This window comes from Cupriavidus basilensis (assembly GCF_008801925.2).
Lineage (GTDB): Bacteria > Pseudomonadota > Gammaproteobacteria > Burkholderiales > Burkholderiaceae > Cupriavidus > Cupriavidus basilensis.
Genome location: NZ_CP062803.1, coordinates 247,597 through 261,769, shown reverse-complemented (window position 1 = coordinate 261,769; position 14,173 = coordinate 247,597). Strand labels below are relative to the sequence as shown.

The 14,173-nt window shown below is 65.2% G+C and carries 15 protein-coding genes and 1 pseudogene; 1 reads left to right on the top strand and 15 read right to left on the bottom strand.

From position 1 onward, the window contains the following. Positions 1 to 22 precede the first annotated feature (22 nt). The 12 genes and pseudogenes from F7R26_RS01095 to F7R26_RS01040 form a co-directional block, all read right to left on the bottom strand. Positions 23 to 724: a glutathione S-transferase family protein gene (locus tag F7R26_RS01095; RefSeq protein WP_150992488.1), complete on the bottom strand. Its 702-nt coding sequence runs from the start codon at positions 722 to 724 to the stop codon at positions 23 to 25. Continuing rightward, positions 721 to 1,146 (bottom strand): YchJ family metal-binding protein, encoded by a 426-nt coding sequence (locus F7R26_RS01090; RefSeq protein ID WP_150992490.1) that lies wholly within the window; start codon positions 1,144 to 1,146, stop codon positions 721 to 723. Before F7R26_RS01090 ends, F7R26_RS01095 begins: the two co-directional genes overlap by 4 nt. Next, positions 1,143 to 1,832, bottom strand: coding sequence for an HAD family hydrolase (locus F7R26_RS01085; protein ID WP_150992492.1), 690 nt, complete (start codon positions 1,830 to 1,832; stop codon positions 1,143 to 1,145). Before F7R26_RS01085 ends, F7R26_RS01090 begins: the two co-directional genes overlap by 4 nt. Continuing rightward, a complete protein-coding gene (locus F7R26_RS01080) occupies positions 1,829 to 2,533 on the bottom strand; it encodes a 2-hydroxychromene-2-carboxylate isomerase (RefSeq protein ID WP_150992494.1) in 705 nt (234 codons plus the stop codon). The genes F7R26_RS01085 and F7R26_RS01080 overlap by 4 nt, the downstream gene beginning before the upstream one ends. A gap of 111 nt (positions 2,534 to 2,644) precedes the next feature. Further along, positions 2,645 to 3,775, bottom strand: coding sequence for an acyl-CoA dehydrogenase family protein (locus tag F7R26_RS01075; protein ID WP_150992496.1), 1,131 nt, complete (start codon positions 3,773 to 3,775; stop codon positions 2,645 to 2,647). A gap of 48 nt (positions 3,776 to 3,823) precedes the next feature. Continuing rightward, positions 3,824 to 4,504, bottom strand: coding sequence for an SDR family oxidoreductase (locus F7R26_RS01070; RefSeq protein ID WP_150992498.1), 681 nt, complete (start codon positions 4,502 to 4,504; stop codon positions 3,824 to 3,826). A gap of 84 nt (positions 4,505 to 4,588) precedes the next feature. After that, a complete protein-coding gene (locus F7R26_RS01065; RefSeq protein WP_150992500.1) occupies positions 4,589 to 5,785 on the bottom strand; it encodes an acetyl-CoA C-acetyltransferase in 1,197 nt (398 codons plus the stop codon). A gap of 73 nt (positions 5,786 to 5,858) precedes the next feature. Continuing rightward, positions 5,859 to 6,530, bottom strand: a complete 672-nt coding sequence (gene can / locus F7R26_RS01060; protein WP_150992501.1) for a carbonate dehydratase — start codon at positions 6,528 to 6,530, stop codon at positions 5,859 to 5,861. After that, positions 6,527 to 8,371 carry a bifunctional isocitrate dehydrogenase kinase/phosphatase gene (gene aceK / locus F7R26_RS01055; RefSeq protein ID WP_150992503.1) on the bottom strand — a complete coding sequence of 615 codons (1,845 nt, stop codon included), beginning with the start codon at positions 8,369 to 8,371 and terminating at the stop codon, positions 6,527 to 6,529. Before aceK ends, can begins: the two co-directional genes overlap by 4 nt. A gap of 143 nt (positions 8,372 to 8,514) precedes the next feature. Then, positions 8,515 to 8,633: pseudogene (locus tag F7R26_RS01050) on the bottom strand (acyl-CoA dehydrogenase family protein); the annotation flags it as partial. Between the two features lie 19 nt (positions 8,634 to 8,652). Then, on the bottom strand, positions 8,653 to 9,111 hold the full coding sequence (locus F7R26_RS01045) for a PaaI family thioesterase (RefSeq protein WP_150992505.1): 459 nt from the start codon (positions 9,109 to 9,111) through the stop codon (positions 8,653 to 8,655). An 85-nt stretch (positions 9,112 to 9,196) separates the two neighbouring features. After that, complete coding sequence (locus F7R26_RS01040) at positions 9,197 to 9,631, bottom strand: MerR family transcriptional regulator (RefSeq protein ID WP_150992507.1); 435 nt, start codon at positions 9,629 to 9,631, stop codon at positions 9,197 to 9,199. A 198-nt stretch (positions 9,632 to 9,829) separates the two neighbouring features. On the opposite strand from F7R26_RS01040, the gene F7R26_RS01035 reads away from it, so the two are divergent. After that, on the top strand, positions 9,830 to 10,903 hold the full coding sequence (locus tag F7R26_RS01035) for an MBL fold metallo-hydrolase (protein WP_150992509.1): 1,074 nt from the start codon (positions 9,830 to 9,832) through the stop codon (positions 10,901 to 10,903). A 763-nt stretch (positions 10,904 to 11,666) separates the two neighbouring features. On the opposite strand, the gene F7R26_RS01030 is transcribed toward F7R26_RS01035, so the two are convergent. From F7R26_RS01030 to F7R26_RS01020, 3 genes are all read right to left on the bottom strand, one after another. Next, on the bottom strand, positions 11,667 to 12,503 hold the full coding sequence (locus F7R26_RS01030) for a helical backbone metal receptor (RefSeq protein ID WP_150992511.1): 837 nt from the start codon (positions 12,501 to 12,503) through the stop codon (positions 11,667 to 11,669). Continuing rightward, complete coding sequence (locus tag F7R26_RS01025) at positions 12,500 to 13,312, bottom strand: SDR family oxidoreductase (RefSeq protein WP_150992513.1); 813 nt, start codon at positions 13,310 to 13,312, stop codon at positions 12,500 to 12,502. The genes F7R26_RS01030 and F7R26_RS01025 overlap by 4 nt, the downstream gene beginning before the upstream one ends. Positions 13,313 to 13,480: 168 nt before the next feature. Continuing rightward, positions 13,481 to 14,119 (bottom strand): thiol:disulfide interchange protein DsbA/DsbL, encoded by a 639-nt coding sequence (locus F7R26_RS01020; protein WP_150992515.1) that lies wholly within the window; start codon positions 14,117 to 14,119, stop codon positions 13,481 to 13,483. Between the last annotated feature and the right edge of the window lie 54 nt (positions 14,120 to 14,173).

Here is a 14,173-nt window from a genome sequence, read left to right as displayed (position 1 = left end):
CGCCTGCCTGCTGCCCGCCGCCTCAGGCCGTGCGCTTGGGCAACGGATGCCCCGGCAGCAGGTCGTACGGATGGCGCCAGCCCGGCAGCGCACGCAAGCGCTCGGTCCAGGCGTGGAGTTGCGGATACTCCTTGCGCCAGTGCACGCCGATCTCGTCGTCGTAGAACACGTAGCCGGCCAGCGAGAAATCCGCGATGGTCAGGCGCTCGCCCAGCACGTAGGCTCGCCCGGACAAATGCGCGTTGAGCACGTTCCACGCGCCCTCGCAGCGCTGCCTCAGGAACTGCAGCACTGCCGGGTCCGGTGCCTTGGTGAAGGTGCGCAGGAAGCGATAGGTTGCGGTGTACGACGTGAACTTGTGGTTGTCGAACAGCAGCCAGCGCAAGACCTCGGAGCGTTCGGCCTCGCTGGCAGGCCCGTAGATGTCGAGGCGCTGCGCGAGCAGGTCCAGGATGGCGCCCGATTGCGACAACCGCTGCCCATCGAACTCCAGTACCGGCGCCTCGCCCATTTCGTTGATGGCACGGTACTCGGGCGTATGCGTCTCGCCGTTGAAGTAGTCGACGAAGCGCGGCGTCCACAGCTTGCGGCCACGCTGCACGCCGACGGTTTCCAGCAGCAAGGCCACCTTGTAGGTGTTGCCGGATTGTGCGAAGCCATACAGCAGGTAATCCGTGTCCCGCGCAGCAGAAGAAGCAGCAGCAGCAGCCATCGATTCCGTCATGGTGTCTCCCCCAGCATTTCGCCATCGACATAGAGCCAGCGCGGCGCCTCGCCGGCGCTGCGCGGCTCGCGTACAAAGCGGCTGCGCTCGTGCAGCCGCCAGGCGCGCCCGCCCACCTTGTAGCGCGCCACGAACTCCACCTGGGCATGCGTCTCGTCCTGCTGCGCATGCGCCTTGACCGCGAGCCCGAGCCAGCGCGTGCCCGTGTCCGCGGCAAGGTCGTCCGGGCAGGTAGATGGATGCCAGGTATGGCGCAGCCAGTCCACGTCGCCCAGCACATAGGCGCTATAGCGCGAGCGCATCAATTGCTCGGCGTTGAACGGCAGCGCCTCGCCGCGATGAAAGCGCCCGCAGCAGGTGGCGTAGTCGCCCCCGCCGCATGGGCAGCCGCCGGTGCCGGCGCCGGACGCGCGCGCTTTCATCCGATCAGCCCCTGCAGCTCGCGCATATCGGTGAAGGTAGTGACCGCGCCCGCCGCCAGCAGAGTTTGCGCCGCGTTGCGCGCAGCGTAGCCGAGCACCGTCATGCCCGCGGCAACGCCTGCGGTCACGCCCGTCGGACTATCCTCGATCACCACGCAGCGCGCCGGCTCCACATCCATGGTGCGCGCCGCCAGCAGGTACACGTCGGGCGCCGGCTTGCTGCGCTCGACCTCGGTCGACGAGAAGATATGCTCGCGCTCGTCCTGCCGGAACAGCTCCACCAGGCCGGTGCGCGTCAGCTGCAGCTTGACCTTGATGCGATCCGCGCCCGAGGCCACGCAGACCGGCAAGCCAGTCGCGACAATCGCGCGCACCGCCTCACGCACATGCGGCACCGCCTGCACTTCCGCCTCAAGGACCGTGTTGCGACGCACGAACCATTCCGACAGCCAGTTTTCCGGCAGCGGCGCGCCACGCCGGCTGGCGATGTTGTCGAGCTCTTCGCGCACCGCGCGGCCGAGAAACCACTTGGTGGACTCCTCGATCGAGATGCGGATGCCAAGTTCGTTGAGCATCTCGTTGAGCACGCGGTTGACGATGGGCTCGCTGTCGACGAGCACGCCGTCGCAATCGAAAATCACGCAGTCGAAACGGGGATGGCGGATCGGCTTGATGCTGGCATTCATGCGGGTTTCTTTTCCTTGCTGCTGTCTGTGCTGTTATCTGCGCTGTTGTCGCTATGGCTTGTATTGCTGTCCGTGCCCGGCACGGCACGCAGCGCCATCGGGCGCTTGCTCTTGAGGTGTGCCTCGATCTGGTCGAAGCGGTCGAAGCCCCAGAACGGCTCGCCGTCGATGATCACAAAGGGCGAGCCGAACACGCCCTTGGCCATGGCCACGTCGATCTCGGCCTTGAGCTGGTCCTTGATCTGGAAGCTGCTGGCGCCTGCATCCATGGCATGCGCGTCGATGCCGAGCGGCTCGGCCAGCTTCACCAGTTCGGCCGGCTCGGCGATGTTGATGTCATCCACGAACAGGGCGTGATAGACCGACTTGGCAAACGCGGTGGCGATATCGTCGCCGTGATGGTTCTGCAGCCACAGCACGGCGCGGGCGGCCTGTGTGGTGGGCAGCGGGAAGTGCGTCGGACGCTTGTACTCGATATTGTGGAAGCGCGCGGTACGCTCGAAATCGCGCCAGGAGTAGTCGCCCTTGAGCGGCACCTGCGGCAGCGGCGAACTGCCGGTGGTCTTGAACACCACGCCGAGCAGGATCGGATGCCAGGCGACGATGCGCCCGTACTTCTGCGCCAGCTCGTCGATGCGCGTGCTGGCGAAATAGCCGTAGGGCGAGGAAAAATCGAAGTAGAAATCGATGGCAGCAGTCATTGTCGGGGGGCTCCTGGCTTCTGGCTTTTGGCGTCTGGCCGTTTGGGTTCAATGCTTCGGTGATTCGATAATGCGCAAACAGCTTGGTTCCGTGCTGCGCGCGAGCCGCCCTCAGGCCAGCGCCCGGGCGATCAGTATCTTCTGGATGTCGCTGGTGCCCTCATAGATCTGGCAGACGCGCACATCCCGGTAAATGCGCTCGACCGGGAAATCGCTGACATAGCCATAGCCCCCAAAGACCTGGATGGCGGCCGAGCAGACCTCCTCGGCCATCTCGCTGGCATACAGCTTGGCCATGGCGGCCTCTTTCAGGCAAGGCCGTCCCGCATCCTTGAGCGACGCGGCATGCCACACCATCTGCCGCGCCACCTCGATCTTGGTCGCCATGTCGGCCAGGCGGAACTGCACGGCCTGGTGCGCAAACAGCGGCTGGCCGAAGCTCTCGCGTTCCTTGGCATACGCCAGCGCCGCGTCGAACGCCGCGCGCGCCATGCCGATGCTTTGCGAGGCGATGCCGATGCGTCCGCCCTCCAGGCCGGATAACGCCATCTTGTAGCCTGCGCCCTCCTCGCCCAGCATATTGGCCGCCGGCACGCGGCAATCCTCGAACAGGATCTGCGCGGTGTCCGACGAATGCTGGCCGAGTTTCTCCTCCAGCCGCGCGACGATGTAGCCGGGCGTGGCGGTGGGCACCAGGAAGGCGCTGATGCCGCGCTTGCCCGCCGCCTTGTCGGTGACCGCGAGCACGATGGCCACGTCGGCGTTCTTGCCGCTGGTGATGAATTGCTTGACGCCGTTGAGCACGTAGTCGTCGCCATCCCTCACCGCGCTGGTGCGCAGCGCGGCGGCGTCCGAGCCCACGTGCGGCTCGGTCAGGCAGAACGCGCCGAGCATCTCGCCGCGCGCGAGAGGCACCAGCCACTGCTGCTTCTGCGCCTCGTTGGCGAACGCCATCAACATGCTGCACACCGGGCAATTGTTGACACTGATGACGGTCGAGGTGCCGCCGTCGCCGACGGCGATTTCTTCGAGGATCAGCGCCAGCGAGAGATAGTCGAGCCCGGCGCCGCCGTATTGCTCGGGCACGGCCACGCCGTACGCGCCGAGCGCGGCCAGCTCGCGGTGCACCGCCTGCGGGAAGGTCTTGTCGCGATCCCACGCGGCGGCGTGCGGCGCGATCTCCTGCTGCGCGAACTGGCGCACGGCATCGCGGATCATTTCCTGTTCTGGCGTGAGCAGCATGTCAATTCACCAAGGTGGTAGCAGAGTCGGGAACAACGAACGCCGTGCTCACCACGGGATCACGCTGCCATCGTAATTGCGAAAACTACCGTTATCCTGGCGCGTTGCGCCGGCGATCACGCCGCGCATGCCGGATACGCTTTGCTGCGGCGTGAGGTCGGCTTCCTTGCCGCCCATCTCGGTCTGCACCCAGCCCGGGTGGAAGGCCAGGCAGGTAGCGTGGCGCGCGTCGAGCGAGGCGGCCTTGAGCGCCGCATTGGCCGCCGCCTTGCTGACCCGGTAGAGCCAGCTGCGGTTGCTGTCCATGGTGCCGATGCTGCCCATGCGCGAGGCCAGCACCGCCAGCACACCGCCCTTGCCCGAACGCCCGGCCTCGACCAGCGGCAGCAGCAACGGCAGCGCCATCATCGGGCCCAGCACATTGACGTGCATCACCTTGTCGAAGTCCTCGCGGGTGACCGGCTGCGCGCCTTCGGTGCGCGGGCCGATCACGCCGGCGTTGTAGATCGCTACGTCGATGGACTCGCCGTCCAGCTTCCAACCCAGCCCGGCGACCTGGCCGGCGTCGGTCAGGTCGGCGCGCAACGCCTCCGCGCCCAGCGCTTCGATGGCCTTGATGCCGTCATCGCTGCGCGCAACGGCCAGCACCCGCCAGCCATCGGCACGGTACTGGCGCACAAATTCGAGACCGATGCCACGCGAGGCACCAAGGATGAGAGCGGTTGGCAAGGCAGTACTCCTTCTTGTATATGGATTGCGGCCTGGCTGCCGCGCGGTGGCGGCAGCGGCTCTGTTGCGGTCAATGCCGCGGGTTCAGACGATCTCCAGCCCCACCGCGGTGGCCTCACCGCCGCCGATGCACAGGCTGGCCACGCCGCGCTTGCCGCCGGTCTTGCGCAGCGCGCCGAGCAGCGTGGCCATGATGCGCGCGCCCGAGGCGCCGATCGGGTGGCCCAGCGCGCAGGCGCCGCCGTGGATGTTGACCTTGTCGCGCGGGATCTTGAGGTCGTGCATGGCGGCCATCGGCACCACGGCGAACGCTTCGTTGATCTCGAACAGGTCGACGCTGTCGGTCGTCCAGCCGAGCTTGCGGTAGAGCTTGCTTATCGCTTCCACCGGCGCGGTGGTGAACCATCCCGGCGCCTGCGCATGCGAGGTGTGGCCGAGCAGGCGGGCCAGCGGTTCCAGGCCGAGCCGCCTGGCGGTGGATTCGCGCATCATCACCAGCGCGGCCGCGCCGTCGTTGATCGATGACGACGAGGCGGCGGTGATGGTGCCGTCCTTGGCAAAAGCGGGCTTGAGCGATGGGATCTTGTCGACCTTGATGCGGCGCGGGCCTTCATCGGTGTCGATGATGGTGTCGCCACCGCGCCCCGGCACCGTCACCGGCGCGATCTCCCAGCGGAAGTCGCCTCGCTCGGTGGCCTGCTGGGCGCGCCGCACGCTCTCCATGGCGAACTCGTCCTGCGCCGCGCGGGTGAAATCGTACTTGGCCGCGCAGTCCTCGCCGAAGGTGCCCATCGAGCGCCCGCCGCCTTTTTCGTCCTTGATATAGGCGTCTTCCAGACCGTCCAGCATCATGTGGTCGAAGATCATGCCGTGGCCGATGCGGTAGCCGCCGCGGCCCTTGGGCACCAGGTAGGGCGCATTGGTCATGCTCTCCATGCCGCCGGCGATGCCGATCTCGAACGCGCCCGCGATCAGCGCGTCATGCACGTTCATGGCGGCGCGCATGCCGGAGCCGCACATCTTGTTGACCGTGGTGCAAGCCACGCCAAGCGGCAGGCCAGCGCCCAGCGCGGCCTGCCGGGCGGGCGCCTGGCCCAGGCCCGCGGGCAGCACGCAGCCGAACACCACTTCCTCGATCTGCTCGGGCGCGAGGCCCGCGCGCTCGACCGCCGCGCGGATGGCGGTGGCGCCAAGCTGCGGCGCCGTCAGCGTGGCGAACTCGCCCTGGAACGCCGCCATCGGGGTGCGGGCGGCGGATACGATGACTACGGGATCATGCATGGGGTGTCTCCAATGATTGGGGCGCTGGCTGGCGGCGATTGTTGGCTCTTCCGGGAATCTCTATGTACTTGGCCTAGCGGATCGACGCTTGCGGCGGATCGCCGAACTGGCGATAGGCGGCCTCAAGCTGTGCGTGCAGTTCGTCGTTGCTGCTGGCGGCCATGCCCAGGTCGCGCAGCAGGCCGTCTGACACGCCATAGACCCAGCCATGCACCGTGACCTGCTGCCCGCGGTCCCACGCGTCCTGCAACACCGTGGTCTGGCACACGTTGTTGACCTGCTCGATCACGTTGAGCTCGCACAGGCGCGTATGCGCGTCTTCCTCGCGGGTGATGGTGCCAAGGTAGGCGCCGTGCTTGTCGGCCACGTCGCGCACATGGCGCAGCCAGTTGTCGGCCAGGCCGATGCGCTGGCGCTTGAGCGCCACCTTGACGCCGCCGCAGCCATAGTGGCCCACCACGGTGATGTGGCGCACCTTGAGCACTTCCACCGCGAACTGGATCACGGCCAGTGCGTTGAGATCGCTATGGGCGACGACGTTGGCGATATTGCGGTGGACGAACACCTCGCCCGGTGCCAGCCCGAGGATCTGGTTGGCCGGCACACGCGAATCCGAGCAGCCGATCCACAGGTACTCTGGCGCCTGCTGGTTGGCCAGGCGCATGAAGAAGCTCGGGTCTTCCGCGTTGACGCGGTCCACCCACTCGCGGTTGTTGCGGAAAAGCTGGGCGATGGCGTCACTCATGCGACTCTCCTTGCGGGCGCGGGATCGTTGCCGTGCGCGCGCGCTTCGGCGTCGCCGCTACCGGCGCCGTAGCGATGGATAAAGCGTTCAGAAACATCATAGGCATAGAAATCATGGATTTGCCCGGCCAGCAGCCGGTCCTTGTGAGCCTGCCACATGGCAGGATCGAAAAAATCTTCGTGGTGCCGCAGGAAGGCAGCACGCACGCGCGCGTCGCCGAGCAAGAAGGTGCGATAGGTCTCGGGGAAAATGTCGTGCCGCCCGACGCTGTACCACACCTCGCCCGATAGCTCCTCCTCCTCATTGCGCGGCTGCGGCACGTGGCGGACATTGGTGTCCGTCATGTACTCGATCTCGTCGTAGTCGTAGAACACCACGCGCCCGTGGCGCGTCACGCCGAAGTTCTTGTAGAGCATGTCGCCGGGAAAGATATTGGCGGCGATCAGCTCCTTGATGGCGTTGCCGTACTCGATGATGCCGTGCTCGACCTGCGCATCCGAGCCTTCCTGCAGCCAGATGTTCAGCGGCGTCATGCGGCGCTCAATATACACGTGGCGCACGACAATTTCCTCGCCGCCATCCTTGGCGCGCTGGTATTCGATCATCGACGGCGCATGCAGCTCCAGCTCGCGCACAAGCCCATCGTCGAAGCGCGACAACGGGAAGGCCACGTCGGAGTACTCCAGCGTATCGGCCATGCGCCCGACGCGGTCATGCTGCTTGACCAGCTGGTACTTCGACTTGATCAGCTCGCGCGTGGTCTCCTTGGGCGCCGGGTAATAGTCCTTGATCACCTTGAACACGTAAGGGTACGACGGCAGCGTGAACACCAGCATCACCAGGCCCTTGATGCCGGGTGCGCTGATGAACTTGTCCGATGAATGCTGCAGGTGATGCAGGAAGTCCCGGTAGAACAGGTTCTTGCCCTGCTTCTGCAAGCCCAGCGAGGTGTAGATCTCCGCGCGCGGCTTGCGCGGCATGATGTCGCGCAGGAAGGTCACATACGCTGACGGGATCTCCATGTCGACCATGAAATACGAGTGCGTGAAGGAGAACAGGATCAGCAGTTGCACCTTCTTGAGCAGCACCGTATCGAGCGACAGCTTGCCATCGGGCGTGTGCACGATGGGAATCGCCAGCGGGAAGGTGCGGTCGGCATTGAGGATACGGCCGATGATGAACGCCGACTTGTTGCGGAAGAACAGCGACGACAGCACATGGATCTGGAAATTCGGCGCAGTGCGGAAGTCGCCGAAATACTCGGTGACGGCGCGCACCACATAGCCGATATCGCGCGTGAGATCGTCAAACGGCCGCTCGAGCTGGAAGTTATGGACGATGCGTTCGAAGCACGCCGCCATGCCCTTGCGGCTGCCCGGATAGTAGGCGCGAAAGGTCGGCCGGGTAGGCGACTCCTCGTTCTCGATGTACTCGGTCGAGATGGCCGGGCGCACGAAGATGAAGTCGTTGTTGAAGTACGAGCGGTGCAGGATGCGCGTGCACACCGAGTTGAAGAACGTCTCGGCCAGTTCGGGCTGGTGATGATTGGTCAGCAGCCCGATGTAGTGCAGCTTGATCTGCTGCCAGATCTCGTCCTCGATATTTTCCGCGTCGTATTCGTCTTCCAGGATCACGCTGGTTTCGCGCACCCGCTCGTTGTAGAAGTCGATGCGGTCGCGCTGCAGTTGCTGCAGGCCGAGCCAGTCGGCCGCTTCGAACTTCAGCTTGGCCAGGTGGCTGACTTCGCGGAACAGCCGGTAATGCTTGTCAAACCCGTCCAGCATGGTCCGGGCCACGTCGTAGGCGATCTGCGAGGACAGCAGCTTGGGGAAGTGGGACATGTCGCAGACCGGTGACTAAGGCTGGAGGGGTTTCCGGAGATTGTAAATTGGTTCGGCGGCCGGGCGAGTGCTCTTTCGGTCAATTCGGCGTGGGCGGCGGGGCACTTAGGCTGGCACTGCCGCCTGGCGGCACGGCGCCGGCATCACATGGTTTGCGAGAACCGTTCGCGCCGATCAGCATGCGGCGGATTTCCGACGTGCCGGCGCCGATCTCATACAGCTTGGCGTCGCGCCACAGGCGGCCCACCGGATGCTCGTTGAGTCTGCTTTGTCGTTTGTGGTCAGACGTGGTCCAGCGTGCGCACCACGCACAAGGTCATCAGCATGGTGGCCACCGCCTTGCGCACGCCGGCGGTCTCGCTATACACGTCGCCCTGCGCCACGATCAAGGTGCGGCCGGGCTTGAGCACGCGGCCCACCGCCACCAGCCGCTCGCCCTGTGCGGGTGAGAGCAGGTTGATCTTGTACTCGGCGGTCAGCCCGGCCTCGCCGTCCCCCACGACCGACAGGGCTGCGTAGCCGCAGGCGCTGTCGGCCAGCGCGCCGACGGCGCCACCGTGGAAAAAGCCGTGCTGCTGGGTCACGCCCTCGGACCACGGCATAGCGATCTCCACCTCGCCCCGCATGACCCGCGTCAGCGCCGCGCCGAAGGTGGTCATCAGGCCCTGGCGCGAGAAGCTGGTGGCAATGGCATCCGCGCGCTCGGCGGACAACGGCGTGGCATCGACAGCTTGGGGCATGGGCTTTCCTTGTTTGAGAAGCTATTCTATTGACGTTTACGTAAACGTCAATAGAATCAGATGGGCAAACTCAGGTAATGGCTCATCAGGCACTTTTCGCCACATCCGGCGGCACTTCGCACGCATGTGTCGCCAGCAACGCCCGGCACTGCCGCTCGTGCTGATCGATCTCGGCAAGCTGCGCCTGCAAGTCCTCGAGCTGGCGCTCCAGTGTGCCGCGGTGATGTGCCAGCGAATGCAGGAAGCGCTCCAGCTGCGGCGCGGTGTCTCGCGGCGACTCGTACAGATCAAGAATCTCGCGGATTTCGTTGAGCGTCAGTCCAAGCCGCTTGCCCCGCACGGTGAGCTTCAGGCGCGTGCGCTCGCGCCCGTTATAGACGCGCTTGCGCCCGGTCGGCCCTTCGCGCTCCGGCGACAGCAAGCCCTGGTCCTCATAGAAACGGATCGCACGCGGCGTCACGTCGAACTCGCGGGCGAGATCGGTGATGGTGTAGGTTGGCGTGGCTGGCGAGTCTGGCATGGTGGCCCGGTAAGAAAGTGAACGGTCGTTCGGTATGGAATGAAGTTTTCGCTTAAGATGGAAAAAGCCCGCCCCGATTGACGTTAACGTTAGCGTCAAGCAAGGCTACTGGCAACCGCGATATGCAACCGTGACAACGAGAAAGCCCGCCTGCACGCGGCACCGCGCGCACAGGGCTTCAGACCCGAGAGACTCCCCATGAACGCACTCGAACACGAACTCCAATACCCGTTTGGTGAAACCCTGCCCGAAGGCGGCGCGCGGCAACAGGTAGCGCCAGGCGTCTACTGGCTGCGCATGCCGCTGCCCTTCGCACTGGACCACATCAACCTGTGGCTGGTGCGCGACCGCCTTGAAGGCCGCGACGGCTGGACCATCATCGATTGCGGCGTCACCAGCGACACCATCAAGGCGCACTGGGAAACCGTGTTCGCCAACGAACTCGAAGGCCTGCCCGTGCTGCGCGTGCTGGCCACCCACTGCCACCCCGACCACATCGGGCTGGCGCACTGGCTGTGCAAGCGCTGGGACGCGCGCCTGTGGATGAGCCTGGGCGACTACATGAACGCCCGCGTGATGGGCGGCGGCAGCGGCATCGGCTCCAACGCCGGCGGCGACTTCGCGGCCAGCCACTTCGCCCGCCACGGCCTGACGGACCCCGACAGCCTGGAAAAGCTGCGCGCACGCAAGAGCTACTACCCGTCGCTGGTGCCCGACCTGCCCACCCAGTACCGCCGCATGATGGACGGCGATACCGTGCATATCGGCACCGACCCGGCCAGGTCCGGCTGGCGAGTGATCACTGGCTTCGGCCACGCGCCCGAGCACGTGGCGCTCTACAACGCCGCCTTGAATGTGCTGATTTCCGGCGACATGGTGCTCCCGCGCATCTCCACCAATGTCAGCGTGTTCGACATGGAACCGGAAGCCAATCCGCTCAAGCTATATCTGGATTCCCTCGGCAAGTACGAGCCGCTGCCCGAGGACGTGCTGATCCTGCCGTCGCATGGGCGGCCGTTCCGGAACCTGCATACCCGGATCCGCCAGTTGCGCGAACACCATGTGGAGCGGCTTGCCGAGACGCGGGCGGCCTGCGTGGAGAAGGCCTGCAATGCGCATGACATCGTTGGCGTGATTTTCAACCGGCAGTTTGATATTCACCAGATGACGTTTGCCATGGGCGAGGCGCTGGCGCACTTGCATGTGTTGTGGCATGCGGGGGAGGTGAGGCGGGAGATTGGGGAGGATGGGGTTGTTAGGTTTCGGGTTTAAGGGTTAAGGGGTACTGGTGGGGTTTTGCTGCTGCGCCGCTTGCTGAAACTGAAAAATTATCTTCAAATTCAAAGGCTTAACTGCAACATCAACTGCAGTTTCACCACGCCTGCGGCGCGGCGACCTACTTTCTTGTCTTGCCAAGAAAGTAGGCAAAGAAGGCGCGCCGGATGGGGCGACACCCCCTCGGGATTTCACGAAAAGAGCGGCCGGGACCCAAACTCGCATCGCCTTAAGGCGATACTCAGACATGGGTCCCTCTTCTCCGCTCTTTTCGTGAAATCCCGAGGCGCCCCATACGGCCTTGGCACACCTTCACGGCTCGCTTCGCATCGCGCTCCTGTGTTTCCCGCCCCCAGGCGGGAAACACGGCTGACCCAGCGCGAGAGCGATGTCGTCAAATCACCATGCGGTGTAGACGTGATTTCCGCCCCCAGGCGGCAATCACCTCCCCGCGATGCGCAGCGAGCCGTCTGGGTTTTCATCTCCCGTTATGGGGCGCCTCGTCGGCAGGCAAAAAGAGCGGAAAAGAGGGGGCCATGTCTGAGCATCGCCCTAAGGCGATGTGAGTTTGGCCCCCGGCCGCTCTTTTTGCCTGCCGACGAGGGGGGGTCGCCCCATCCGGGTCGCTTCTTTGCCTACTTTCTTGGCGAGACAAGAAAGTAGGTCGCCTCCCCGCAGGGGAGGTGAAACTGCCTTTGCCTTTGCCTTTGCCTTTGACGTTAAGCCGTTGCGGTTGTAGCTGAAGTCACAGTCACACCCCCTAAACCCCACCTGCAAACCTCGACAAATACCTCACCCCCTCCACAGCCCGGCTCCCGTACCAGGAAACCATCTCCCCATCGATCAGCAATACCTCCTTGCCAATCTGCCGCTCCAGCGCATCGACATGCGCCTCGGTAAACCGATAGGGCTCGCTGGAGAGCAGGACAAGGTCAATCTCCCGCACCAGCGCGTCGCTCCACCGGAAGCTCGGATACCGCGTCTGCGGCGTATTGGGCCGGCTGCACTCGCCGTCAACACAAGCCTGGGGCATGGCGTCAGCCGAAGGCCACGTCTGCCAGTTCACCAACGCCAGCATCTGGCTGATATAGGTTTCTCGCGACACCGTCATCCACGGGTCCTGCCAGATCGCATACAGGACCTTGCGCGCGGGCCACTGCCGGGCACTTACCTGCGCCAGTTCGGACGCCATGGCGGCGCAGAGCGATTCCGCTTCGGCAAGGCGGCCGAAGATGCCGCCAAGCAGCCGGTAGAGCGCCAGGTTGTCCGCGGGCGCACAGGGGTGGGTGACGATCACATGCGGCACAAACGCGCGGATCTCGTCCACCGTCTCGCGCCGGTTCTCGTCGATGTTGACCACTACGTGAGTGGGCGCCAACGCCCGCAGGCGCTCGAGATTGACGTCCTTGGTGCCGCCCACCTTGGCAACGGCACGCACGGCGGGTTCGGGATGGATGCAAAAGCCGGTGCGCGCCACCATCAGGGGCCCCAGCCCCAGGGCGAACAGCAGTTCGGTAACGGACGGCACCAGCGAGGCAATGCGCACCTCGCCCGTGGCGGGGCGGTGCAGGACGCCGGCTGCGTCCTGCCAGCTCATGGCTGCTTGTCCTGGCTACCTCCCTGCGCGCGCGGCTTGCGCGGCGCGCGGGAGAAGATGGCGTCGTAGAGCCAGCGCGGCATCAGGTGCAGGATGGATGCGACCACGCCCATCTGCCAGGGCACCACGGCAAAGCGGCGCCCTGCGGCAATGGCACGCACCGCCTTGCGGGCGAACACGTCGGCGTCCATCAGGAAGGGCATGCGATAGGGATTGTGCTCGGTCATCGGCGTGCGGATGTAGCCAGGCGCGATGGTGACCACGCGGATGCGCTCGCGACGCTGTTCCAGGCGCAGGCTCTCCAGCAGCTTGATCACGGCGGACTTGGAGGCGCTGTAGGCCCCTCCGCCCGGCAGGCCGCGCACGCCGGCCACGCTGGCAATGCCGACCAGCGTGCCGCGCCAGCCGCCGGCGCCGGGATCGCGTTCGCGCATGGGCTGCATGAAGGGCTGGAAGGTGGTGAGCACGCCGAACCAGTTGGTGTCCATCACCATGCGGAAGGCTTCGAGGTCCTCGCGCTCGCTGGCAACGGTGCCAACCGATACCCCCGCATTGGCGATCACCACATCGGGGCAACCGAAATGATCGAGGAAGTCCTGGGCGGCGCGCTGCATGGCCTCGGCATCGCGCACATCCGCGCCATAGACGCGCACCGCATTGGGATTGGGCAGGGTGAGCGCGAATTCACGCAGCGCCTCTTCACGCCGGCCAACCAGGCCGAGGATGGCGCCTTGCGAGGCGTACTCGCGCGCCAGGGCCTGGCCGAGTCCGCTCGACGCGCCGGTAAGGAAGACTTTCTGTGCTCGCATCGGGAGGGTCCAGGGGTAAGCGCAACATGGTTCATGCCGACCGACCCGCCCTGGCGCGCGCCGGACGCCGCTGCGCCTCGCCGGCGCCGGCGGTGCCGGTCGACCGCTGGTGGCCATCAGCCGGCTCGCGCGTGGCGAGCCCAAAGGCCGGCGGCCGCAGCCCGGGAATTACATCTTCTTGTCGCGCACCTGGCCGACCAGGTAATCCATGGTCTGGATGGCCGTGCCCTTGGTGCCGGCGATGGACGGCGAGGTCACGTACTTGCCCTGCACCACGATGGTCGGCACGCCGTCGATCTTGTAGGCGTCGGCGATCTTATTGGCGCGTTGCGAGTTGGTGGTCACCGAGAACGAGTTGTAAGCATCGAGGAAGGCCTTGCGGTCGATGCCGTTCTTGGCCATGAAGTCGGCGATTTCGTTGGGGTCCAGCATGCGCTTGCGGTCGACGTGGATGGCGTTGAAGACCTTGGTGTGCATGGCGTCCAGCTTGCCGATGGCTTCCAGCGCGTAGAAGATCTTGGTGTGCGGCAGCAGGTCGTCGCGGAAGGCAACCGGCACGCGCTTGAACACCACGTCCTTGCCCTGCTTGCCTACCCAGGCTTCCAGCTCAGGCTCGAAGTCAAAGCAGTGCGGGCAGCCGTACCAGAAGAACTCGGTGACTTCGATCTTGCCCGGTGCGACGGGCTGCGGCGCTTTCAGGACCTGGTATTCCTTGCCCGAGGTGGGCGCGGCTGCCTGGGCGGGCGCGGTCATCAGGAAACCGGTCACAGCGACCAGCGTGGCAAACAAGGTGGCGAGTTTCTTCATGTGGCGCGGCTTTCGAGAAGGGGCAATGAGCGTATGACAGCGGCGGGGCGATCC